Annotated in this window: 22 protein-coding genes; 4 read left to right on the top strand and 18 right to left on the bottom strand. The window is 40.2% G+C overall.

Annotation, left to right across the window (positions count from 1 at the left end; genetic code table 11):
* Positions 1-3 precede the first annotated feature (3 nt).
* The 10 genes from MTF66_RS04010 to MTF66_RS03965 all read right to left on the bottom strand — a co-directional run bounded on the left by MTF66_RS04010 (position 4) and on the right by MTF66_RS03965 (position 7,918).
* Positions 4-753 (bottom strand): DUF1365 domain-containing protein, encoded by a 750-nt coding sequence (locus MTF66_RS04010; RefSeq protein WP_248526472.1) that lies wholly within the window; start codon positions 751-753, stop codon positions 4-6.
* Positions 746-2,002, bottom strand: a complete 1,257-nt coding sequence (locus MTF66_RS04005; protein ID WP_248526471.1) for an NAD(P)/FAD-dependent oxidoreductase — start codon at positions 2,000-2,002, stop codon at positions 746-748. The genes MTF66_RS04010 and MTF66_RS04005 overlap by 8 nt, the downstream gene beginning before the upstream one ends.
* The gene (locus MTF66_RS04000; RefSeq protein ID WP_248526470.1) at positions 1,999-2,709 is read right to left on the bottom strand and encodes an SDR family NAD(P)-dependent oxidoreductase; all 711 of its coding nucleotides are present in this window, start codon (positions 2,707-2,709) and stop codon (positions 1,999-2,001) included. The genes MTF66_RS04005 and MTF66_RS04000 overlap by 4 nt, the downstream gene beginning before the upstream one ends.
* On the bottom strand, positions 2,709-3,155 hold the full coding sequence (locus MTF66_RS03995) for a nuclear transport factor 2 family protein (RefSeq protein ID WP_248526469.1): 447 nt from the start codon (positions 3,153-3,155) through the stop codon (positions 2,709-2,711). Before MTF66_RS03995 ends, MTF66_RS04000 begins: the two co-directional genes overlap by 1 nt.
* 1 nt (position 3,156) lies before the next feature.
* Positions 3,157-4,548, bottom strand: coding sequence for a deoxyribodipyrimidine photo-lyase (phrB, locus tag MTF66_RS03990; protein WP_248526468.1), 1,392 nt, complete (start codon positions 4,546-4,548; stop codon positions 3,157-3,159).
* Positions 4,548-5,501: a DUF523 and DUF1722 domain-containing protein gene (locus MTF66_RS03985; RefSeq protein WP_058584142.1), complete on the bottom strand. Its 954-nt coding sequence runs from the start codon at positions 5,499-5,501 to the stop codon at positions 4,548-4,550. Before MTF66_RS03985 ends, phrB begins: the two co-directional genes overlap by 1 nt.
* Positions 5,502-5,511: 10 nt before the next feature.
* Complete coding sequence (locus tag MTF66_RS03980) at positions 5,512-6,162, bottom strand: ChrR family anti-sigma-E factor (RefSeq protein WP_248526467.1); 651 nt, start codon at positions 6,160-6,162, stop codon at positions 5,512-5,514.
* A complete protein-coding gene (locus MTF66_RS03975; RefSeq protein ID WP_054562364.1) occupies positions 6,155-6,778 on the bottom strand; it encodes a sigma-70 family RNA polymerase sigma factor in 624 nt (207 codons plus the stop codon). Before MTF66_RS03975 ends, MTF66_RS03980 begins: the two co-directional genes overlap by 8 nt.
* A 62-nt stretch (positions 6,779-6,840) precedes the next feature.
* Positions 6,841-7,419, bottom strand: a complete 579-nt coding sequence (locus MTF66_RS03970) for an LON peptidase substrate-binding domain-containing protein (RefSeq protein ID WP_248526466.1) — start codon at positions 7,417-7,419, stop codon at positions 6,841-6,843.
* A 220-nt stretch (positions 7,420-7,639) separates the two neighbouring features.
* Positions 7,640-7,918: a hypothetical protein gene (locus tag MTF66_RS03965; protein ID WP_054562366.1), complete on the bottom strand. Its 279-nt coding sequence runs from the start codon at positions 7,916-7,918 to the stop codon at positions 7,640-7,642.
* Positions 7,919-8,176: 258 nt separating this feature from the next.
* Between MTF66_RS03965 and MTF66_RS03960 the strand changes: the two genes are divergently transcribed.
* On the top strand, positions 8,177-8,806 hold the full coding sequence (locus tag MTF66_RS03960; protein ID WP_248526465.1) for a hemolysin III family protein: 630 nt from the start codon (positions 8,177-8,179) through the stop codon (positions 8,804-8,806).
* Here the strand turns inward: MTF66_RS03960 and MTF66_RS03955 are convergent.
* The gene (locus tag MTF66_RS03955; protein WP_054562368.1) at positions 8,803-9,111 is read right to left on the bottom strand and encodes an MGMT family protein; all 309 of its coding nucleotides are present in this window, start codon (positions 9,109-9,111) and stop codon (positions 8,803-8,805) included. The two genes, MTF66_RS03960 and MTF66_RS03955, sit on opposite strands and share 4 nt — an antisense overlap.
* Positions 9,095-10,006 (bottom strand): LysR family transcriptional regulator, encoded by a 912-nt coding sequence (locus MTF66_RS03950; protein WP_055021070.1) that lies wholly within the window; start codon positions 10,004-10,006, stop codon positions 9,095-9,097. The genes MTF66_RS03955 and MTF66_RS03950 overlap by 17 nt, the downstream gene beginning before the upstream one ends.
* Before the next feature lie 117 nt (positions 10,007-10,123).
* Here MTF66_RS03950 and MTF66_RS03945 point away from each other — a divergent pair, with 117 nt between their 5' ends.
* From MTF66_RS03945 to MTF66_RS03935, 3 genes are all read left to right on the top strand, one after another.
* Positions 10,124-11,209: an efflux RND transporter periplasmic adaptor subunit gene (locus MTF66_RS03945; RefSeq protein ID WP_248526464.1), complete on the top strand. Its 1,086-nt coding sequence runs from the start codon at positions 10,124-10,126 to the stop codon at positions 11,207-11,209.
* Positions 11,209-14,280: an efflux RND transporter permease subunit gene (locus MTF66_RS03940; protein ID WP_248526463.1), complete on the top strand. Its 3,072-nt coding sequence runs from the start codon at positions 11,209-11,211 to the stop codon at positions 14,278-14,280. The genes MTF66_RS03945 and MTF66_RS03940 overlap by 1 nt, the downstream gene beginning before the upstream one ends.
* 1,108 nt (positions 14,281-15,388) lie before the next feature.
* The gene (locus tag MTF66_RS03935) at positions 15,389-15,931 is read left to right on the top strand and encodes a hypothetical protein (protein WP_248526462.1); all 543 of its coding nucleotides are present in this window, start codon (positions 15,389-15,391) and stop codon (positions 15,929-15,931) included.
* 78 nt (positions 15,932-16,009) lie between these two features.
* Here MTF66_RS03935 and rluF read toward each other — a convergent pair whose 3' ends face one another.
* From rluF to glgC, 6 genes are all read right to left on the bottom strand, one after another.
* Positions 16,010-16,954: a 23S rRNA pseudouridine(2604) synthase RluF gene (rluF, locus tag MTF66_RS03930; RefSeq protein WP_248526461.1), complete on the bottom strand. Its 945-nt coding sequence runs from the start codon at positions 16,952-16,954 to the stop codon at positions 16,010-16,012.
* Positions 16,955-17,043: 89 nt separating this feature from the next.
* Positions 17,044-18,135 carry an ABC transporter substrate-binding protein gene (locus tag MTF66_RS03925; protein WP_248526460.1) on the bottom strand — a complete coding sequence of 364 codons (1,092 nt, stop codon included), beginning with the start codon at positions 18,133-18,135 and terminating at the stop codon, positions 17,044-17,046.
* Positions 18,136-18,178: 43 nt separating this feature from the next.
* Complete coding sequence (locus MTF66_RS03920; protein ID WP_248526459.1) at positions 18,179-19,261, bottom strand: DUF418 domain-containing protein; 1,083 nt, start codon at positions 19,259-19,261, stop codon at positions 18,179-18,181.
* Positions 19,262-19,268: 7 nt separating this feature from the next.
* Positions 19,269-20,483: an EAL and HDOD domain-containing protein gene (locus MTF66_RS03915; protein WP_054562379.1), complete on the bottom strand. Its 1,215-nt coding sequence runs from the start codon at positions 20,481-20,483 to the stop codon at positions 19,269-19,271.
* Between the two features lie 91 nt (positions 20,484-20,574).
* Entirely contained in the window at positions 20,575-22,113 is a 1,539-nt protein-coding gene (locus MTF66_RS03910; protein ID WP_248526458.1) for a glycogen synthase, read from the bottom strand.
* A gap of 123 nt (positions 22,114-22,236) precedes the next feature.
* Positions 22,237-23,538 (bottom strand): glucose-1-phosphate adenylyltransferase, encoded by a 1,302-nt coding sequence (glgC, locus tag MTF66_RS03905; protein ID WP_054562381.1) that lies wholly within the window; start codon positions 23,536-23,538, stop codon positions 22,237-22,239.
* Positions 23,539-23,548 lie beyond the last annotated feature (10 nt).

The following is a 23,548-nucleotide window of genomic DNA, read 5'->3' as shown; positions in this document are numbered from 1 at the left end:
ACATCACCTAGTTGAATTCTCTTGTTTGCCCGAGTGGCCAATAAATGGCACCCGTTTGCAAAACAACTTCAAAGCATGAAGGTAAATACCCTTAAAAATACTTAGCGTCATAGCCGGAAACTGTTTAAGCACAGTACTAACCTGCTCTTTCGTGAGAGGGTGCTTTTGCAAACGCAGGGTTGCATCAAACAAAAGAGTGTCGTCTTTTTTATTTTCAATATGAATCATGGTGTTATCAGAATTCATTCTAATATGCCAATGATAGTTCATATCTAAGTTCATGAAAGGTGATACGGAGAAAACCTTTTTAAAGTTCACTTTTTTTTCAAGGGGTACGACATAATAATGACGCTCATTCCAAGGCGTATTGCTCACTTCAGCAAGCATGTGAGTGAACTCGCCATTACCAGTTTGAAAGAAGAAAAAATTAACCGGGCTAAAATAAATTCCTAAGCAGCGCACCTGTCCGAGCATAAAAACATGGGTAAATTCATCGTCAATGCCAAGCTCTTTAATTTTATTAAGTGCACGCAGCTTGAGTGGCAGCTGCATATCGGTTTGATAATTAAAATAGTCGCTCTGATTAAATTTAAGCGCCTTAAAACCACTTAAGCCAAGCCAAGGATGAACACCATTAAGTTCATCAGGCTTAGCTAAATCGACCCACATCATATAAAGCGGGTATTTAAAGTGATGCTCTTTCACGGCAAAGCGCCTATGGCGAACATCTCCTACATAAATGGCGCTATTCAAACTCGACTCCGAGTTGCTTTGCCACATTTACAGCACTTCTTACACCGTCTTCGTGGAAGCCGTTGTACCAATAAGCACCGCAAAAATAGCTATTATTTTTACCGTCAATAAGAGACTTTTGCTGCTGTGCGGCAATCGACTGTTTATTAAATACCGGATGATGATAGGTAAACTCGCGTAAAATTTTATCTTTATTAATGCCATCAAGGTGGTTAAGCGTGACACAAAATTGCGTGTCGCTCTTAATGCCTTGCAAAATATTCATTTGATAAGTCACAACAGCAGCTTTGTCTGTGTTGTTATTTAACAGATAATTCCAGCTCGCCCATGCTGCTTTGCGTTTTGGTAGCAGTGTAGTATCAGTGTGTAGTACCACTGAATTAGCCGTATAAGGTATCGCTGAGAGAACGCTTTTTTCGTCTTCGCTAGGGTCTAATAACAGCTTTAAAGCTTGATCTGAGTGGCAAGCAAACACAACTTTGTCGAATGTTTCACTATGGCCATCATCAAAATGGACATGCACACTATCGTCTTTTCGAGATACCGAGCTAATATTACTATTTAAACGAATTTTATCAGCAAAACCTTGGATCATAGGTTTAATGTATTCGCGAGAGCCACCCGGAATAACATACCACTGCGGGCGATTAGTGATATCCAACAAACCGTGGTTATAAAAAAACTTAACAAAAAACTCTACGCCAACTTGCGCCATTTCTTTAATGCTTGTTGACCAAATAGCAGCGCCCATCGGCAAGATATAATGAAAACGAAAGAACTCGTTAAATTCATGCTCGTCTAAAAACTCGCCTAGAGTTTGATTTGCTTTATAATTTTTTTCAGCATGTAATGATTTACACACATCATTAAAGCGCACAATGTCTTTTAAAAGTTTCCAGAATTTAGGGCGAAAGATATTGCGCTTTTGTGCGAACAAACTCCAAAAAGTATGGCCGTTATATTCAAAGCCGGTTTGTTCGTTATGCACACTAAAGCTCATTTGCGTTTTCTGACGCTCAACGCCCAAGCGCTTAAGTAGTTTTTCAAAATATGGGTAAGTTCGGTCGTTAAAGACAATAAAGCCTGTATCAACAGCGTACTCAACGCCATCAACTTTTACGTCTATGGTTGCAGTATGGCCACCTATGTAGTCGTTTTTCTCAAATACGGTTACATCGTAGTGTTTATGCAATAGGTGCGCACAGCTTAAACCCGCTATGCCAGATCCAATAACAGCCACTTTTTTCAACGTGATAATCCTTTTGCAAGCTTCAGCCAAAGTGGCGTAGGAAGCATTCTTAAAAATTTTAAAATGAAGGTAAAACGGTGCGGAAAGTGCACTTCTTTGCGCCTTTTCGCGACCCCTTTATAAATATAATTTGCCGCTTTGTCTGCACTCACCGCCATTGGCATCGGGAAGTCATTTCTGTCTGTAAGCGGCGTTTTAACAAAACCTGGGTGAACTAAAGTGACATCGATATCTTTTAAATCAACCGCTAAGCTATTGGCTAAATAACTTACACCCGCTTTAGACGCACCATAAGCTTGGCTGCGCGGTAAGGGTAGATAAGTCACACTAGAGCTTACGATCACAAGCTGACCACCGGGCTTTATTTTTGGTAATAACGCCTCAAGGCAATAGCCCATACTGAGCAAGTTGGTCGTGATCACCCGCTCAAACAAACTGCTGTCAAAATTGCGAGCATCATCAATGTATTCACAATTGCCAGCATTTAGAATAACCCGGTCAAATTGTGTAAAAGCCACTGTGCTCGAACGAATATCTTTAAGATCGGTTGCGTCAAACTGGCAAGACTCTATATTTTGATGCTGGTTCAATTTAGCCAGCTTTTCTGTATTTCTACCGCATACAATGACCTGTTCATTATTGTCTGCATAAAGCGTTGCCAACGACTCGCCAATACCTGAGGTAGCACCTGTAATTAATGTCGTCATTATGCACTCGCTCTTTTATCGATGTATTTCACAGCCGAGCCAAGCACTGGAATATGCCTGTAGAGCATAGCACCTACATCAAAATAATCGCGATGATTAATTATCTTATCGCCAGTAAATTTTAAACGGCTATGACCCGCAACCGAAATTGCTTGGCCTTTATTAAGCTTTGGATGGCGGTAATGCATGGTCCAATAAATAAACGCGATGTCGTCTTTGCTCTGAATATTTTCAGTCACATAGCTGTCTTCGATAGCAAATTCACAAGAAACCACATTGGCATAGAGGTTTTTAAAATAGTCACGCAGCTCCCCAAGACCATTTACCGCATGCAAGGGATCTGCAAACTGAATATCTGGGTGATAAATTTCATCCAGTAACTGTAAATTGTCTTTATTGAGTGATTGATAAACATCAATAAACCTATCAAGGATCGCCTTGTCCATGTCACACCTTAAATGCGTTTAGCGCTCGCTCTCGCGCGGCTTTATGATCAACAATTGCTGGCCAATAACTGCTAGACCTACCCTGTTTCTCTAAGTAATCATGCGGAAAATGGATTTGTTTAGCAGGTATTTTTTCCAGCTCTGGTAAATATTTACGGATAAATTCACCATCTGGATCAAATCGCTCGCTTTGGGTGATAGGATTAAAAATTCGAAAATATGGTTGAGCATCACACCCCGTACTTGCAGCCCATTGCCAGCCACCGTTGTTAGATGCAAGGTCGCCGTCTATAAGATGCTGCATAAAAAAGCGTTCGCCTTTACGCCAATCAATTAATAAGTGCTTGGTTAAAAAGCTCGCGACCACCATGCGTAAACGGTTATGCATCCAGCCAGTTTGCAGTAGCTGCCTCATTGCAGCATCAACTAACGGGTAGCCTGTTTTACCTTCGCACCATGCTTTAAAGTCGCTGTCATCATCACGCCACTTCACGGCGTTGTATTTCTCATTAAAGTTATCGTATTTATTTAGGTTTGGATAAATCGCGATAAGATGGCGGTAAAATTCACGCCAAATCAACTCATTAACCCAACAAAATAAGTTACTTTTACTGCTGCGTAGTACATCTGGGTGGCGCTGTTGGATCAGTGCCAATAATTGATGAACGCTGATAATGCCAAGTGCTAAGTAAGGGCTTAAACCTGAGGTGCCTTTAATGCTTGGGATATCACGCTGGTCTTGATATGTTGCTAGCTTCTCTTCAATAAAGCGCGCGCAAACGTGGCTGAGCGTTTCATCATCGACAGGCCACTTTTCTGAGTTGCCGTCTGAGGCTAATAACTCACTTGGCTGCCACTCAATGGGTTCGAACATCTGTGGCGGCTCAGCAAAATAAAAGTGGGTGTCTTGATAAACTTTTAGCCATGCATTTTTAAATGGCGTGAATACTTTAAACATTTCGCCGCTTTGATTTTTGATGCTTCCCGGTGGCGCAATTACATCGCCGTCGTATGCGTAAAAAGCAATTCCTTGACTATCAGCGTGCTGTAAAAAGGCTTTATCTCGGTTTACTTCATTAAGCTCATATTCGTTGTTGGCGTATACATTTTTTACTTGATGTTGCTCGCAAAATGACGCTAACTTTTCAACACAACCGGCGTAATCAGCTGCATCAATAATATGTAATTCAATACCTTTGCTAGCTAAAAGCTCCCCCAAGAAGCTAAGCCTACGCTTTAATAAATCTAGCTGAATAGCAGCCACATCATGCTTTTGCCATTGCTTTTCAGTAATAAAAAATACCGCATGTTGGCAGCCATTTTCGATTGCCTGATACAAGGCGTCGTTATTAAAAAGGCGCAGATCGCGCCTAAACCAAAATAATGTATTCATTAAATTCCGTAGCGTAGTTTTAATTCGTTCGGATAGGGGTCAAGATACACTTGTTTAGCAAGATACTCGTTTGGGTGCACTTTTAGATGATGCTTAATTAACGTAAGTGGTACGTAAAGTGGCACTAACCCTTGGCGATATTCATCAATGGCATCACGCAGTTCTTGCTTTTCAACTTTAGAAAGTGATTTTTTAAAATAACCTTGCAAGTGCATTAATGTATTAGCGTTATTTTTACGTGAAGCTGGTTTTTTAAGGGCAGTCATTAACCCTAAAATATATTCATCAGCCAAAGTTTGGATATCTTCGCCATCAAAAGTGCCAAGTAGATTTCCTAAGCTACGGTAAGCTTCGTAATTATGAGCCATCAATAAGTACTTATATTGGGCATGAAACTGAGTCAATCTATGTACTGTGAGTGGTTGTTCGCTTAATGTTTGCCAGTGCTTGTAGGTATAAACACGCATTACAAAATTTTCGCGAAGGTGCATATCATTTAAACGACCGTTTTCTTCGCATGGTAGCAATGGGTTATGTGCCATAATTTGCTCAGCAAAAAAACCCACGCCTTCTGAGGTATTACCAGTACCCGCTTCGTTGTAGATTTTAATACGTTCCATACCGCAACTAGGGCTTTTTGCACAAAACACAAAGCCGCTTAATTCTGCAGTTTGTTCTGTCGCAACACGTTTACCGTATTCTGTTAATTTAGGGCCAACATCGCCAGTGCCATCTGGGCGGCACACTTTAATAGTATCGCCAACACGTACTTGACGAATAGTTGGTCGAGGGATTGGTAGCCCTACTGCTACTTCAGGACAAAACTTTTTATATTCAACATGGTTAGCCAACTCATCCATGCAAAAATTAGATTTTTTGTGGCCGCTGTCAAAGCGTACCTTGTCGCCTGCTAAGCAGGCGCTTAAACCAATTTTAATTGTCGATTGCTGCATATAAACTCTACTAATAGATAAGATTTCCAATTGGGTTCAGTAATTTACTAATACCTTTATTGAAGTGTAGGGCACTACTGACAACTGTAAAGCACAAGCACCCTTCAATCGTTTTTGGTGTGTGATTGTGACGACCATCTAACATCATAAAGTCACCTGGTACATAGTGTCCGTCTTCATCACTAAACTCCCCATCTAATAATAAAGTGAGCTCAAATCCAGTATGTGTGTGCTCAGGTATTTCACCACCCGCATCGATATGAAGCAGGCTTGCTCGTAATGGGCCATCCTCTAAATCAATACGAGAGCGGGCGAGTTTACCTATTTGCATAAAATTGCTGTGGCCAATGCGTGTAAGTGCTCTAGGTAAAGTGTAGGTTTTATCTTTAACATCAACCGACACCTGTTCTTGCTCGTACACTTCATCAATTGATTCATCAGCGGTGATGGCATCAAAAAGTGTTTTATCGAACATATCATCAAAGTCTGTAGCTGATTCAGTAAATACATTGTCAGCGTTTTTGGCTTCAAGCGCAGCGAGTTCTTTTTGACACACAGGGCACATTTCAACATGAATAGCGACTGCAACACTCAAAGTGGCAGGTAGATTACCTTCACAGAACTTGGCAAGTAATTCGTTGCTAGGATGGTGCTTAATCATGGTGATCTCCCATTTCATTGCGTAACTTCTGCAAGGCTAAGCGAAGACGAGATTTCACTGTGCCTACGGGAATATTTAAATGCTCAGCAAGCTGCTCTTGCGACATATCTTGAAAGTACACCCCGCGCACAACTTCACGTTGCGCAAGGGGTAATTTATCAAGGTATTGTTTAATCTGTTTATCTTCTAAGTGGTCACTAAATTCGTGCTGGCCCGGCTCGGCTTCATCAATCAATGGCCAAATATCTTCACTAATACATTCTTCTTTGCTGCTCTTCATTTTTCTTAGCATATCGAAAGAGGCATTACGCATTACTGTGTATACCCAAGTTGTCGCTGCACCTTTTTCTTTATGGTAAAGGTGTGCTTTACGCCAAACTGAGGTTAGTGTTTCTTGAACTAATTCCATCGCTTGTGCTTCAGAACCGAACTGCTTTATTCCAAAACGTTTAATTTTTGGTGAGAAATATTGGAAAAGTATTGCAAACGCACGTTTATCACGGTGCTCAGCAACAGCAAATAAAGCATCAGCAAGCTCTTTGCTTGGAGTATCTGGCATGGCAGAGTATTGACCTGTGTTAGGTTTACAACCTGTTTGAAGTTGTTGACTTACCATCTTTATGTCATCCAATTATTGTCGTTTAAAGTAATACGGCAAAAAGTTGATGTTAGATCACATTAATCAGTAAATTCGTTGTTGATTAGAGTATGGAGGAAACTTAGCAAGTTTTCAAAGTTAGATTTATAAGCAAGTTGTTGTTTTTTAAGTAACGATATAGGCAAAATTTCAAGCCAGCGGGCAACAACCCAAGCAAGGTTATCGAATTGTGGGGCTTTATATAGGCCTGCTAAATCCGGCTGATTTGCAAATACAGCACGAAGTGTGTCACTCAATAAAGTGTTTTCGTCATTAATTGGCGTGCTTACGTACCATGAAGGTGACGTAATTATTTCGATGTCAGCATGTCGAAGTTGCTGCTTATCCTGAAAAGCGTTATGCATAGACACTGCATACTCAGCATAAACATCAATTAACAATTGACCATTATCATCTTGATTGAAGTCGGTTATTTGCACTAAACAACCAATCTCGGGCAAGTTAAGATCTGTATCGTGTTGGTAAGTGCACAGCACAAAACCAGTGTTATCTTGTACAGCTTCTTTGACCATCGTTAAGTAACGCTGTTCAAAAATTCTTAGCTTGGTGAACCCTTCAGGTAAAATAAAAACCGGTAAAGGAAAAATCGCACGCTTCATAAAGTCTACTATTCTAAAACCACATGCCTTTAATTACGTGCGCTTTTAATCCGCCGATCAATATTTCATGAAATCTTAATATCTACTTTGTTCCTTAGAAGTTGAACCATTGTGCAACGTTACGAAATAATTCGATTGATGCATATGCACTGAGTAAACTCAAAACCGGTGCAACCATAAGTAAAAATAAGCTGATTTCACTACTCATTGTCTTGTTTCCTTACTGCTTGTTTGTTGCTTTAGGAGCTTGAGCAACTTTTAACTCTTCTTCTTTCGAAGCAATTGCATCTTCACTCATGTAAGTATCTAGTAACTTTTGAGCATCAAACTCAATGCTGTTCATTACGCTTTCCTTCAACTCGTTACTTGCTTGTTGAACATAGCTTTTAACAGATTGTGTAATTGTATTGCTGATATCTAATTCAAAGTCAGTAGCACTTGCTTGAGTTGACCCTAATACAAGTAACGCAGCAGTAGTTAATTTAAGTGAGTTATTCATAGTGGTATTCCTTGTCTCTTTAAGTAATTAGTCGTAATTACTTAATCAAAGGTTGTGCCACCCTGAAAATAAATTTTAAATCATTGATTTTTAATGGATTAAAAATTAATTTATTTTTTAAGCTTATTCAGCATTGGTTAATAAAACCAACCAATTTAAATGTTTTGACCAATATTTAGCGAAAAAATAAGCATTGCCAACTTCAGCGCACACTTGTACACTGAAACTGTTTTATTCACTCATTTTTAGTAGATAGATATGACAGAACAACTCCCTTATTCACGCCAAGAAGAACAACTTAACGTGCTTACTCACGGCATGGGAGTCCTATTTGCGGTATATGTACTGTGGGACTTAATTTCACAATCTAAAGTTGTGTCAGCTACGGTAAGTGCCATCGTGTACGGCTCAAGCCTACTGGTATTATTTTTAGCCTCGACCTTATATCACGCCAGTACCAGAGAGCGTATACGAGCCATTTATAAAAAATGTGACCACTGTGCAATTTACTTGCTTATTGCCGGTACCTATACGCCTTATTTGGTTATTTCGTTATCTGGGGCTTGGGCAATTGCTGCTTTGGTGTTTATTTGGACTTTAGCGCTTGGTGGTGTTGCATATAAATTACTGGTCAAAAACACGAATAAAAAGGTCTCTCTCGCTACCTATTTATTAATGGGTTGGTTTGCATTAGCACTTGTTTACCCACTTTATTTGAATCTCGATTTAAGCGCTTTATGGTGGCTGCTAGCTGGCGGGATTGCCTACAGTTTAGGCACTGTGTTTTACAGCGCTAAAACCCGCCATTACAGCCATGCAATTTGGCATGTGTTTGTGCTAGTTGGCTGTGTTTGTCACTACTTATCAATTAGCTTGTATGTTTATTAGTCCCATTGATGCAGGCGCATATTAATTTTAGCCTTATTAAAAGTAACACCTTCACTGAGTAGTTTTTGTCGTTGCTCAAGGTGTTTATTACTACCTTCTGGAAACGATATTTTACCTTGGCTATTAACCACCCGATGCCATGGAATGCTTGAGCCTTCGGGCATCACTTTTAATAACCGCCCCACCAACCTTGAGTTATTAGGGTATCCAGCAAGCTTTGCGACTTGCCCATAACTGGCAACTTTCCCCTCAGGAATGGCACAAATAATGGTATAAATTAAATCTTCTTTAGTTGCCTGCTGCACGACTCGACTCCAAATACTGTTTACTAACCTCGCTAAAATCCTGCCAAATAGCTCTTGCAACAGGGCCATGATGAACTGAGTGCTGTCTAAATACACGAATTTCTGCGCCAAACTGGTGTTCACGATCGATAATTTTAATTTGTTGTAATAAACCAGCATCGATTTCCGCTTGGCAATGCTGCAAACTGATCATTGCCCAGCCCGCACCAGAGAGCAAAAACGACTTAACACTGGTTATATCGTCAATTTTCATTAATGCAGAGCCTAGGGTATAAGAAAGCCTATCACTGTCAAAACTTAAGTCGCTTTCAAACATGGCCAAACACGGGTAATTTTGAATATCAGCAAAGCTGATTTCACTTGGCACTACATCAGGCGCGCTAACAATACCTATATCAAATTTACCAATCGGTAAACTTTCGAGATCCCCTGTTGCATGAAACAAATCAAACCAAGGGCCAATTCCTAAATCAGCCTGATGACTATTAACCTGCTCTAGAGATACAAAGCGCTTACCTGAAGAAATACTAAACTCAGTACTAGCAAAACGTTTAAAGGTTTGGCTGATCACTTGGTTATAACTGTTTTGATGGCAAAGTTGCTCGTAACAAATTTTATAATTGGCTTCATTACCTAGTGCCAGCTCTTTAGCAAGTGAGCTTAACTCACTGTTTGCATTAAGTAATTGCTTGGCCTCACGATAAAAAATACGGCCCTTCTCAGTTAAATGTAACCTGTATTGGCTTCGGTCTAGTAACTCAAACCCTAGCTCTGATTCTAGCTTCTTAATAGCTAACGTGAGCGCTGGTTGAGTCTTATGCAATTTAAGTGCGGCTTGGCTCAAACTAGAGCTTTGCACAATAGCATCTAGAATGATTAATTGATTTAAATTCATTAATGGCAAACTATATAAATAAAATTTATGCTGTTTCTAAAATTTAATAATTTTTATTTTATATCTTTGCAGCGTATCCTGCAGCAAATTTATGCTTTCTTATCTATGGAGAAGACAATGAGATTGGCAACCGCCACGTTAATGAGCAGCATGTTTTTGCTTCTTGCGGCATGTTCAGAGCAAGCACAGCAAGATGAAGCAGAGCCGGTAGTACGTCCTGTTAAACTTTTTAATATTGGTAATAATTCAGAGCAAAGCATTCGCAGCTTTCCTGCTGAAGTTGTTGCTAACCAAGGTTCTTATCTCGCTTTTAGAGTAAATGGTGAGTTACTTGAGTTCCCTGCTCTTGCGGGCCAACACGTTGAAAAAGGAGAGCTTTTAGCAAAACTGGATCCTGAAGATTTTCAACTGCAGTATGAAGAGCGTAAAGCACGTTTTGAACTTGCAGCGTCTCAACTTGAGCGTGTGCAAAAGCTTTTTAACCGCTCTATTGCTAGTCAATCTGAGTTAGACCAAGCCCTTGCCAATAAACAGGTTGCTGAGTCAGCGCTAAAAATTGCCAAAACCAACCTAGATAATAGTGAATTACGCGCGCCATTCGCAGGTACTGTGGCAAAGGTGTTTGTAAAAAACTTTGAAAACATTCAAGCAAAACAAAACATCCTTCGCCTTGAAACTCGCGATCTAATGGACGTGGTTATTCAAGTGCCTGAAAAGCTCATTGCACGTATCGATAAAGACGTACATTACCAACCTGAAGTTGTATTTGATGGTTACCCAAACAAGTCATATCAATTAACAGTTAAAGAGTTTGATACCCAAGCCGACCCAATTACTTTAACGTATAAAGTTGTGTTTTCATTACCTGTGCCAGAAGATTTTAATCTACTTGCCGGTATGACTGGCCGCGTTGATATAGACTTAAGCAAAATCACCAGTTCACAATCTCCTTATACATTACTGCCTGTTGAGGCGGTATTCTCAGAACCTACCGAGTCTGAAAACGACAACAGCTATGTGTGGCTTTATGACGAAAACACGGGTTTAGTGCACAAGCAAGCTGTTGAAGTTGGCCAATTACACCGTGATGGCATTGAAGTACTCTCAGGTATTAAAGAAGGCCAAATCGTTGTGGCTGCTGGTGTGCACTTTTTAGAAGAAGGCATGAAAGTGCGTCCATGGCAAAAAGAGCGAGGCTTATAATGAGCTTTGCTGCACTCGCTATTGAAAGAAAAGTCATTAGCTGGATGTTCGCGCTGTTTTTACTGATTGGTGGAACCGTCGCTTACTTTGGCTTAGGACAACTAGAAGATCCTGAATTCACCCTAAAAAAAGCCATGGTGATCACCCTTTATCCGGGCGCGTCACCACAGCAGGTTGAAGAAGAAGTCACCTTCCCTATTGAAAATGCAATTCAACAGCTACCGTATGTTGATTACGTAACCAGTATTTCATCACCAGGTAAGTCGCAAATTACCGTCGAGATGAAAAGCAATTATCGTAAACAAGACTTACGCCAAATATGGGATGAGTTGCGTCGTAAAATCAATGATCAAGCATCGTCGATGCCCTCTGGTGTTTATCCAAGCAAGATTATGGATGACTTTGGTGATGTATACGGAGTGATGTATGCAGTCACTGGTGATGGTTATTCTTACGATGAGCTTAAAGATTACGTTGATTATTTAAAACGTGAGCTTGTTTTGGTTGATGGCGTTAGTAAAGTAACCGTGGGTGGCGAGCAACAAGCACAAGTCATGGTTGAAATTTCAACCCGCAAACTTGCCCAATTAGGTATTTCGCCTAATCGAATTTATCAGCTTTTACAAACTCAAAATAGCGTGTCTAACGCGGGTAAAGTCCGCGTTGGCGACGAATCAATTCGCTTACACCCAACCGGTGAATTTAAAGACGTAAAAGAGCTCGAAAACCTACTAATTTCAAAACCAGGTGAAAATGAGCTTATTTACTTAGGTGATGTTGCTACCGTTTTTCGTGAGTATGCAGAAGTCCCTAACAATATTATTCGCTATAACCAGCAGCAAGCATTACTGGTAGGCGTATCGTTTAGCACAGGCGTTAACGTTGTTGATGTAGGTGCAAATATTGATGCCCATTTAGCGTCACTAGAATATCAACGACCACATGGTATGGAAATAAACAGCGTTTATAACCAACCTGCTGAAGTAGAAAAGTCAGTAAGTGGCTTTATTATCAGCCTACTTGAAGCCGTTGCTATTGTTATTATCGTGCTTTTAGTCTTCATGGGCTTTAAGAGCGGTGTATTGATCGGTGTAATACTCCTACTGACCGTACTAGGTACCTTCATTTTCATGAAGTTATTTGCCATTGATTTACAGCGGATCTCATTAGGTGCTTTAATCATAGCCTTAGGGATGCTGGTTGATAATGCCATTGTGGTTACCGAAGGCATATTGATTAACCTAAAACGCGGACAAACAAAACTGCAAGCGGCGACTAACATTGTAAATCAAACCAAGTGGCCATTACTGGGGGCTACGGTTATTGCTATCACTGCCTTTGCGCCGATTGGCTTGAGTTCAGATGCCAGTGGTGAGTTTGCTGGCAGCTTATTCTGGGTGTTGTTTATTTCATTGTTACTAAGCTGGATCACAGCCATTACTTTAACGCCTTTCTTCGCTGATTTAATGTTTAAACAAGCCACTGAAAAACAGCCGCATCACGATGATGACCCTTATCAAGGTGTTATTTTCAATGTTTATAAAGGCGTGTTGCATACAGCAATGCGGTACCGTAAAACTACGTTACTGCTGATGGTGGTCCTGCTTGTTAGCTCAGTTTATGGCTTTAAATTTATCAAGCAGTCGTTCTTCCCAGCATCGAATACCCCTATGTTTTATGTTGATTATTGGCATACGCAAGGCGCTGATATTCATACCACTATGGATGGTGTTGCTAAGCTTGAAAAATTTTTACAAGCCGACCCACTGGTTGAAGAAATAACCACAACGGTTGGTCAAGGTGCACCGCGTTTTATGCTGACTTACGCACCTGAAAAATCATACCCAGCCTATGGGCAATTGATTATTCGAGTAAAAGACCGCGAAGCTGTTACAACCATGATCAAAAAAGTACGCGATTACCAACACGAACATGTACTTGATGCTCAGCTTAAAGTTAAACGTATGGAAATTGGCCCATCAACAGATGCAAAAATTGAAGCGCGTTTTTCTGGTGCTGATCCTGTGGTACTTCGCCAATTAGCAAAAGAGGCAAAAGACATTCTGCATCAAGATGCGGGGGCATTTAATATTCGTGACGATTGGCGTGCTCGCTCGAAGTTAATTCGTCCGCAATTTAACGAGCAAAAAGCCCGTCGTTTAGGGGTTGCTAAATCTGACCTTGATCAACTGCTGTTAACTAGCTTATCGGGTAAACAAGTGGGCGTTTATAAAGACGGCACGCAAATGCTGCCTATTATTGCTCGCTCACCTGCTGAAGAGCGCTTAAACGTTGAAAGCTTGCGCGACTTACAAATTTACAGCCCAGTGTTAGGTGTATTTGTACCGGTGACACAAGTGGTTGATGATTTTGTTGTTGAGTGGGAAGACAGCTTGATCATGCGACGTGACCGTAAGCGCACCATCACTGTAATGGCCGACCACGATGTTATTGGTGATGAAACTCCAGCGAAGCTGTTTGCACGTGTTCGCAAAGACATAGAAGCTATTGAACTACCTCGTGGCTATGAATTGCAATGGGGCGGCGAATATGAGTCATCAACAGATGCGCAAAAAGCTATTTTCGGCTCATTACCTCTTGGTTACTTAGCTATGTTCGCTATAACTGTATTGCTGTTCAATTCAGTTAAAAAGCCTTTAGTGATTTGGGCAACAGTGCCACTAGCCATTGTAGGTGTATCAGCTGGTTTATTACTAATGAATGCAGCATTTAGCTTTATGGCATTGCTTGGCTTACTGAGCTTAAGCGGTATGCTCATTAAAAACGGCATTGTATTAGTCGATCAAATTAACCTTGAACTCGATAGCGGCAAAGACCCTTACAAAGCAGTGTTTGACTCTGGTGTAAGCCGTGTTCGCCCTGTAGCGATGGCTGCAATTACCACCATCTTAGGCATGATCCCACTGCTATTTGACGTGTTCTTCCAGTCAATGGCGGTAACCATTATGTTTGGCCTTGGTTTTGCGACAGTGCTGACACTAATTGTTGTGCCTGTGCTCTATACCATGCTGTTTAAGATCAAAGTACCAAAGCAGCGTCACGCTAATTAATACAGATTGACTCTCAACCAAAAGCCCTATCAGCAAACTGTTAGGGCTTTTCTTTATTACCTTTTATTTTAATAAGCAAAAAGGTAATAAAATCCGCCACAGCCAGCAAATAAAAATAAACAACACCAAAAATAAAAGCGCACTGGTTCTTGGTGCTTATGGATGGTGCTAATGCTCCCTGTATAACTTCTGCTACCTACACGTATTTTATTCGTTAGTAATCCCAACACCCCATAACCAACAAACAATAGAGATGCAATAAAGATAAATACATTCTGAAAGCTAGCCATTGATAACCCTGTTTATTAGTCGTGAAAATTGGTCAGCTATCAATTATTAACTTATTTATTATTCTCGGTAAAGTCGAATGCCGAGAGCTCGCCTGTGTCTAGCATAAGTATTTTGTTATTAAGGTGGGTGTCTAGTTACTTTTAAAGTGGATGTCCATTTATGGTGGTCTAGTTATGGTTGTGAATAAAGTGGGTGTCTATTTAACTTAATGGCACTGATTGTACTGCAAATGTCAGCAAGTGCTCATCAGTTCTACTGAGGTTAACTGTGCTTGATAGCTTTTTAAAGGTAACAAATGGGAAATGGAAAGACGCGCTTCTACTTATTTTTTATTCTCACACTCATCAAATAAATAGTAATTACGAAGATAAAAAAAGAGAAAACTCCAAGGTAAAACATTTCTTCACTCTCCATGAAAGCATTCATCGAAAAGACGCCAAAAATGACGGTAGAAATATAAAATAGCCAAATCGCAAGCCCACTTCTTTTCCTCGCAAATAACTTAAAATATATAAATCCCAAAAATGAGATTACAAGAAAAGTAAATAACATTTATTTTTTCACCTGATTCAAACCATCAACAACCTTTTAAAAAATGCTATACAAATAAAACCAGTTCAGCCTCTCCAAATATCAACACTAACTACCTAGAATTAGCACCAGCTTTATTAAATAAGTTAACCTATCAGTGAGAGTACCTTAGCAAGTATGCTCTTAGCTGCCAAAAGGTTTGTTTAAAGTGGGTGTCTGTTTAATGATTAACCTATCAGCTTGTGTGCTAACCTATTGCTGCTGATTTAATACTTGAAGGATTAAGATGTTTAGAAAAGTACTTTACTTATTGATTACAATATTCAGTGGTACTTTAAGCGCCAATGAAAATACATACTATCAGCATGAGTCTAATGTAGCTTTTCACGTTGCCGTTGAAAGTTTATCTGATGCTGTTTTAGCAATTGAAGGACAAAATGGATTGATATTTAACTCAAGATGGATTTTTGGGGAAATAGGCACACCAATCGCAGATATTTGTGAAGGGCAACAATCACCCGATTTAGAGCTCGGGTGTGATTCTGTTTCAACCACGACTGTTGAATCTCATTACGACTTTCCACAAAACAGTCAGATTGCTCTGTATTTTAGACCTAACTTGATTGTGAATGGATTCAAATTGATTGAAGCAAGCGTTAAAAATAATGAAGTAGCACAATTACTATTTGAAGATGACAATACGAAAGAGCTTTTCATTGTAAACAAACATCAACTTAACGACATTATCGCGAAAAAACTCACTAAAAAAGAGTTTCAACAGAAAATAGTCCGTCTTAAAGCTGATGCCATTAACCCTAATGAAGGCTAGGGTTGAAATCAGTATCATTTAGAACCCTGAAGGTAACTAATTAAAATAAATACTAGCCAGAGCTCTAATGCGCTGAGCTTACTTTTTCAAGCTTAATGTACCTGTACGTTTAGTACTGCTACGCTTCGTTTGATTTGGTTTTGATGAGTGTGAATTGCCAGCCTTTGATCTTGATTGACCTTGTTTGGCATCACTGCGTGCTTTTTTCACGTATTTAGAAAAGTCGCGCTTTTTTTCTTCTTCATTGCGTGGCTTTTGCTTAGCACGAGCTTGCGTTGGCTGTTTGTTTTCATCAATTGAGCGCTCTTCCGTTTTACCTGAGTCGGCAATTGAGTTATTGATCTCAGCCATTTCTTGTTCGGTTAAGTGACGCCACTGCCCTACCTTTAAACCCTTTAGGGTCACGTTCATAATTCGTGTGCGCTTTAGTGTCACCACTTCATAACCTAAATATTCACACATACGACGTATTTGGCGGTTTAAGCCTTGTGTTAGCACAATGGTAAATTGCTGTGGGCCAGTTTGCTTGACCTTACACTTTTTAGTAACGGTATCGAGGATAGGAATACCGTTTGCCATCTTATTCACGAACTGACGATTAAGCGGTTTATCAACGGTCACTACGTATTCTTTTTCATGATTATTACCAGCGCGAAGAATTTTATTAACGATGTCGCCTTCGTTAGTTAAGAAAATTAAGCCTTCTGAAGGTCTATCTAAGCGTCCGATTGGGAAAATACGCTCTGGGTAATTAACTGCTTTAACAATATTGCTTTTGATTTTTCGCTCAGTCGTACAAGTAATACCAACAGGTTTGTTATAGGCAATATAAACCAGCTTAGGCTTTGCTTTTAAAGGTTTGCCATCTATAAGTACATCATCGGCGTCACTAACTTTTACCCCCATTTCAGGCAAGTTGCCGTTAACAGTAACACGACCTTCTTCAATATATTTATCTGCCTCACGGCGTGAACAAAAACCTGTTTCACTGATAAATTTATTTAATCGCTTTAACTCTGTCATGGCACACTTCTGTCTGGATTTTAAAGCCGCTAGTTTATACCAGAAGCCTTTACCAAGCTAGGTAGAATCTAGGCTCTTTGACTACACTTTTAGTGTAGTGCTGCGTTTTTGGGCTTTTCGCTCAATAAACTATGTAGTGTATCAAAATCGAATGCGTATTCAGTGCTTTTGCTGTTTTGCAGTAAGAAGGTTTCAAAAGGGATAACCGACCAATCTTCGATGTTTCTTAGCCAGCTGTAACTTTGAATATTGTGCTGTGTGATCACCCCAAGCTGAAATTTAATCGCATCGTGATTATGCCAATAAGGGTTACCATTATGATGATCGACCACGCTAATTAGTGCCCACGCTCCCATCATAAAATGCCCGCCAACACTGGCCGTAAGTTTTTGCTGTTCTATTAAATCTAAATTATCATCAAGCCAATCAATGCCACCAATAAAATAGGCTCTATCTGTTTCACCTTTTACTGCTTCAAGGGCACCTTGTGCCATTAAATCAGAGGCGCACCAAATCACATTTGTATCTGGGTGTCGTTGTAATAATCGGCTCACTTTATTCGCGGCCTCCTGCTTACTCCAATTTGCATACACAACTTGCTCAAGCTCAACATCTTGTTTTCGTAAATAATGAACAAGGCCGTCACTACGGGTGTCAGATTCAGTGCCATAATGACCATTAATCGCAACGAAGTGAGGCGTTTGCTTTGTATTTATTGCCTCATCAAGTAAGGCTTTACCAAGTTGTTCACCCGCTTTGAAGTTATCGTGAAATACTTCACCTAACCAATACTTAAAGCGCTGACGGGGTTTACCCACTTCATCTCTCTCTACGCCAACAATCGTTTCTTCGAGAGTGATAAAATTCACTTTGTGTTGTTCAAGCAAGCTCATTGACTGCTCTGCGCCGCCTGGGTAATTGATTAAAATTGCGTAATCAGGTTTAGGGTTATATTGCAGGTATTGTTTTAGCTCGGCTAATTGAATGTGGCGATTTCCACCACCATAAATTGTTGTGAGGGAAACATTATTTTGCTTGGCAGCAACCTGCATCACATCAGTCACTTTTTGCCAAAATACATCGCTTTTAACTGAGGGATTAACTAACAGCACAGAGAGTTGCTCGCCAGCATAAAGTGGTGAACAGCAAAGCAATGTAAAAACCAACAAGCAAACTCGCATTACCACTCCGCTTTGTTTTTCTTTGATTGTAGTATACGAGGAATTATCTAGACAATTTCCGCCAAATTAATTCACACGGACCATGTGTAAAGTACTGACTATACACTTTACAAAAAAACAATTGAAAAACAAGCACAACAGCAATAACCAACCAATAATCTATGCGATCAAAATTAAGTGCTGCGCTTGGGTATACGACTTTAAAAAACAGGATAAAAATCACTGTTTGCATTAGATAAAGCGTTAATGACATGCGACCAGCTTGCTGTAGCAGCAACCAGTTACTGGGGGAATTTTTAACTATTTTCACAATGATGTGGCAATAACAAATGGCCATAGCTAAAGCAGCCAGCCAATTAATCGGTTCAGCTATCGCGTACATGAATACACTTTGGTCAGGCTCTATCATCAACCTTAGAGCCGTAAAACTTATCGCTGCAACAGTAATCAACTTAAGCTGAGAGTGTGTTAAACCTTTAACAAATACCCCTTGTTTATATAAATAAACGCCCACCAGCATTAACCCTGCAGCCATCCACATAGTGATAAGCGGCACAGCAATAAGCATTATTATAAAAATCAGAAAGTTACTGACGAATCCTGCAAAATAAGAAGAATAAGCCGCGTCATACGCCATTAAAAAACTCTCAGAGCTTCTCGTTACAGGGCTAAACTCTGGCTCTACAAAGGCAAGTAAAAATGAAATAAAGGCACCGAGAACTAAGAACAACATGCCCATACGCAGTATTTTTTCGTTATCTTGCTGGCTAAATTTAAGGGTTAACCAGCCTGCACAAGCATAAATAAACAAAATATCGCCAGCCCACAATAAAAAGCCATGGGCAAGGCCAATACAAGCCAAAACTTTTAGTCGCTTATGTTGCTTCTCGACGCTTTGCCAAAGCTGCCATTGAATAACTAAAGACGCACCAAATAACAAGCAAAAAAGGCTTCTAAAACGCCCATCAATAAACACAGTATTTATGGTGTGAATGAGTGAATCTGAAAATGGTGGCGTAGCACTTGGGGTATAATCGTACTCAAACACAGCAAAGGTGTAGATGTTCATAAACATCAAGCCGAGTACCGCAATACCCCGTAAAACATCCATATTTATATTGCGCATAAATCCCTTATAGGTTTTGCCTGCAGCTATCGCTCCAATTTACTGCATTTTCGTATATCTTGGGAAGGTCAGCACTTTCAATACTTAAATAGGCAACAGCCTGTTCAAGCGCCCACCAACTGCCAGTTTCGTACGCTTTGACAGTCTCTAGTATGTAGTAGAGAATATTTTTTTCTTGCATGAGAGCGGCATGAATTTCGTCAGGAAACGGCAATCGATCCAATAGCTTTTCCATTGGCTGATCTAATATGGCATCGAGCAACGAAAACAGTCCCGTTAAAAATGCCTCACCAGTTTGTTGCTTAGCAACACGCTGCGCTATTAATTCGCAAAAGCGCGCTCTAACAACACAAAGCCGAGTAAGCTCGGCTGGTTTTGACTGGGCACTGTGGGCAGTAATAATTAGGCTTACAAACTTTTTCAGTCGTTCATGTCCTAAATATACAAGCGCTTGTTTTAGAGAGCCAATTTTACTTTTGATAGGAAACACGCCGCTATTGATTAAGCGTAGCAATTTATAAGCAAGTGCGGTATCTAACGAGAACAAACCTGCAATTTCGCTAATGTTTGGATCTGGGCGCATGACTTCAGCATAAATTGATAATACCAGCGCGTAGTTGTAATCAATATCGCGATGCTGAATCATTTTGGGTTTAGCAAAGAAATAACCTTGAAAGAAATCAAAGCCCATTTTATAGGCTTTGTCGTAATCATCGGCTGTTTCAAGCTTTTCAGCCAAAAGCTTTATTTTTTTATGTTTCTTAAGCTTATTTACAACAGGGGCAATTTCTTCAAAGGGTGTTTGCTGAACATCAAACTTGATAAGACGAATAAGTTTTAAAAAGCGATCCCACTCAGGTTGGTAGACAAAATCATCCAGTGCCAACTTATAGTTGTTGTGAAAAAGCTCGCGACAATATTCGTAATTTTCGTCGGTAGGTTCCATAGTTTCGAGTAACTCAATCACTACATCTTGAGTTGGCAAAAACGCGCAAAGGTCCAGCTTCAAAGACTCTGGACCTATATTAATTAATGCTTTTTTGCCCGACGTAATATGACGGGTACCTAAATTGAGCTGGTTTTCCATAATCAGCCGAGCCGTTGCCGTACTCTCTGACACATCAGGAAAACTATTTTTTAAACTATCTCTAAATAGTAGCTCATAGGCGACAACTTGTTGACGACGATTAAAGACCGCTTGCCTAGCAACAAATACAGCCACTTTACCTACTTTTTATATTTTATCTCACACTAAGTAATTAATAGCTGAAATTGACAAAAAAGTCACTTAATTACCATGAATCACGCATTTTTTATTGATATAAGCCTGATAAATAGCCTTCTGCAACGGATTGCCACGTAAAACGGGCATTTTTAGCCTGTTCACATATTGCACACCATTGTTCTGGTTGTGATTTTTTAAGCTCAAGCGCATCGCTAAAACTAGTAACAAGTTCGTAGCTTTGTGATGCTAAACTCTCACCTTGGAAACTAAAACCACTCACATGATGTTCTACCGTATCACGCAAACCGCCAACACCATGGACTAAACACGGCTGTCCTGCTCGCATGGCTAACATCTGGCTGATACCACATGGCTCAAATGAACTTGGCATTAAAAATAAATCGCCTAAGTGATACATGTATTCGCCAACAAAATGTGCGTATCCTTTTAAAAATAGCAGGTTTTCTTGGCGAGCCATAACCGATGTCATAATTTGCTCAAGTTCAGCATCTCCTGAGCCTAAAATAATCATATAACCGTTATATTGTTTTAAGCGCTGACACAGCTCATCTAACACCAGTCCTTTATCATAAGGCTGGCGAAGTAATAGTGCTTTTTGGTCCGTTAAACGACCCACACTGGTTACTAGTGGCCCAGAAAACGGCTGAGTTTTAAATTTAAGTAAGCGTTGATGCGCTATGTAATAGCTTGAATCTAAAACCGGACTTTTTGCCATCCATTGAAATAATGCATTTTCGGCATGTTGATAAAGACTCGCTAAGCTAATGTCCTCAAGCTTCATTCCAGGGTATTCGCAACCATTAAGAATGCCAACTACGCGGCCTTGTTCATAAGCAGCTTGCAAGTCAGCTTCAAGCCCCTCACCACCAAAGAAGCCTTTTTCTGCATCACTTGAGCGCAGTACTTCTTGGCAATAAGTTGGCGAAACAAGATGTACTTTATCCACCAGATTAATTGCGCTGCGCATTGGGTTAAAACAATCAAAATAACGCGGATCACATAACCGTTCGCCGTTATAACCTAAGCCAGGAAACCAGGCTTCTAGGCTTGAACTATCGCCTTTGAAAGGACGTATCCCTTGCAAGGCAAGGTTATGTACTGTGTAAGCTAAAAATAAGTGCGATAGATTTTTATAGCGACTATCTGTTTTAAGTAATAGAGCAACACAAGCACTGTGCCAATCATGTAAATGCACAACATCCGGCGTGCGGATAAGCCCTTGTAATAAAGCTTCGCAAACGGCAGCATTAAAAAGAGCAAACTTACTTGCATCGGTTGCAAAGGGGCGGCCTGGTTCATCATTACAATAAACAGCACCATTATGGCGACTAAATTCCCAATGAGATATAAGCAGTTGCGTTACACCTTCATCACTTTGAGCTAGCTTCCACACATCCAGTTTTTGCATTTGACCTGCAAATGGCACATGTACTACACCTATGTGATGACGCTCTAAATAATCAAAGCCATAATCAGGGATCACCACATCAACAGTAAGGCCTTTTTCTACTAACGCTTTAGGACAATCTCTAACAACATCCGCTACACCACCGACTTTTGCATTCGGTAATGCATCATTCTCTGCAGCTACCATCAATACATGCATGCTTTGCAGTACTCCATAAAACTGTTATACCAATCAGCAATAATACTTAATTAAGCGAATTGGTATTATTCAAATATAAATAAGGGAGGGACATGCCCTCCCTTTTTCATTTAACGCGATTGCTTAAGCAAGTCGTTTATTATCTTGTTCTTGTTGTTTTAACTTTTTTGCAAGTTCATTCAACATATCACGAGTTACCAACACAATCCCTTTTTTCGAGACTCTAAAACCATTTTCTTTGTCAGCTTTGTGATCGTAGCCAATTTCTAGGCCTGCTGGGATCTCACAATTACGGTCAATAATAGCACGCCTAATTCGGCAATTTCGCTGTATTTTCGCACCAGGTAAAATCACAGACTCTTCAATTTCACAGAATGAGTGAACATATACATTCGAGAACAGCAGTGACTTTTTAACTTTAGAGCCAGAGATAATACAGCCACCCGAAACTGTTGAATCAACAGCCATTCCACGTCTGTCATCATCATCAAAAATAAACTTAGCAGGTGGTAACTGCTCCTGATAAGTCCAGATTGGCCATTTTGGATCATAAAGGTCAAGCTGAGGCTCTGGCATTACCAGCTCCATGTTAGCTTCCCAGAATGAATCAAGCGTACCCACATCGCGCCAGTATGGTTGACCATCTGTGTTAGAGTCTCTAAACGGATATGCAAACACGTTATGCTCTTCGATGATAGCTGGGATGATATCGTGACCGAAATCACGGCCTGAGCCTTCCGTTTCTGCGTCTTTTTTCAATTGTTCAAATAAGAACTCAGTATTGAAAATATAGTTACCCATTGATGCTAAGCAGGTTCCTGGTTTACCCGGTACAGACGTTGGCTCAGCAGGCTTTTCATCAAAACGACGGACACGATTGCTTTCATCAACCGTCATTACACCAAATGTATCTGCAGCTTCTTCGCAAGGTACTTCAATACAACAAACCGTCATATCAGCACCTGTCTCAACATGTTTTGCCAACAAACCGCCGTAGTCCATACAATATACGTGGTCACCAGAGAGGATCATGACATACTTAGGCAGTTCATGACGGATGATATCCATATTTTGGAATACCGCATCAGCTGTACCGCAATACCACTCGTCACCATATCGCTGAGATGCAGGTAAAATCTCTACAGATTCACCCAGTTCTTTCTTAAAGTGACCCCATGCACGGTTTACGTGACGAATTAACGAGTGCGACTTATATTGAGTAGCAATACCAACTCGACGAATACCTGAATTAATACAATTCGACAATGGAAAGTCGATTATTCGGTGTTTACCACCAAAATAGACTGCTGGTTTAGCACGCCAGTCTGTTAATTCATGTAAACGTGAGCCACGTCCACCGGCAAGAATTAGGGCATACGTTTCTCTGGTTAAACTACTTATGTATCGGTTTGCATAACTTGGCATAACTCTCTCC

The organism is Pseudoalteromonas sp. 2CM39R, from assembly GCF_023161845.1.
Note: the sequence above shows the minus strand (reverse complement) of the source record. Positions and strands in the feature narration are given on the sequence as shown.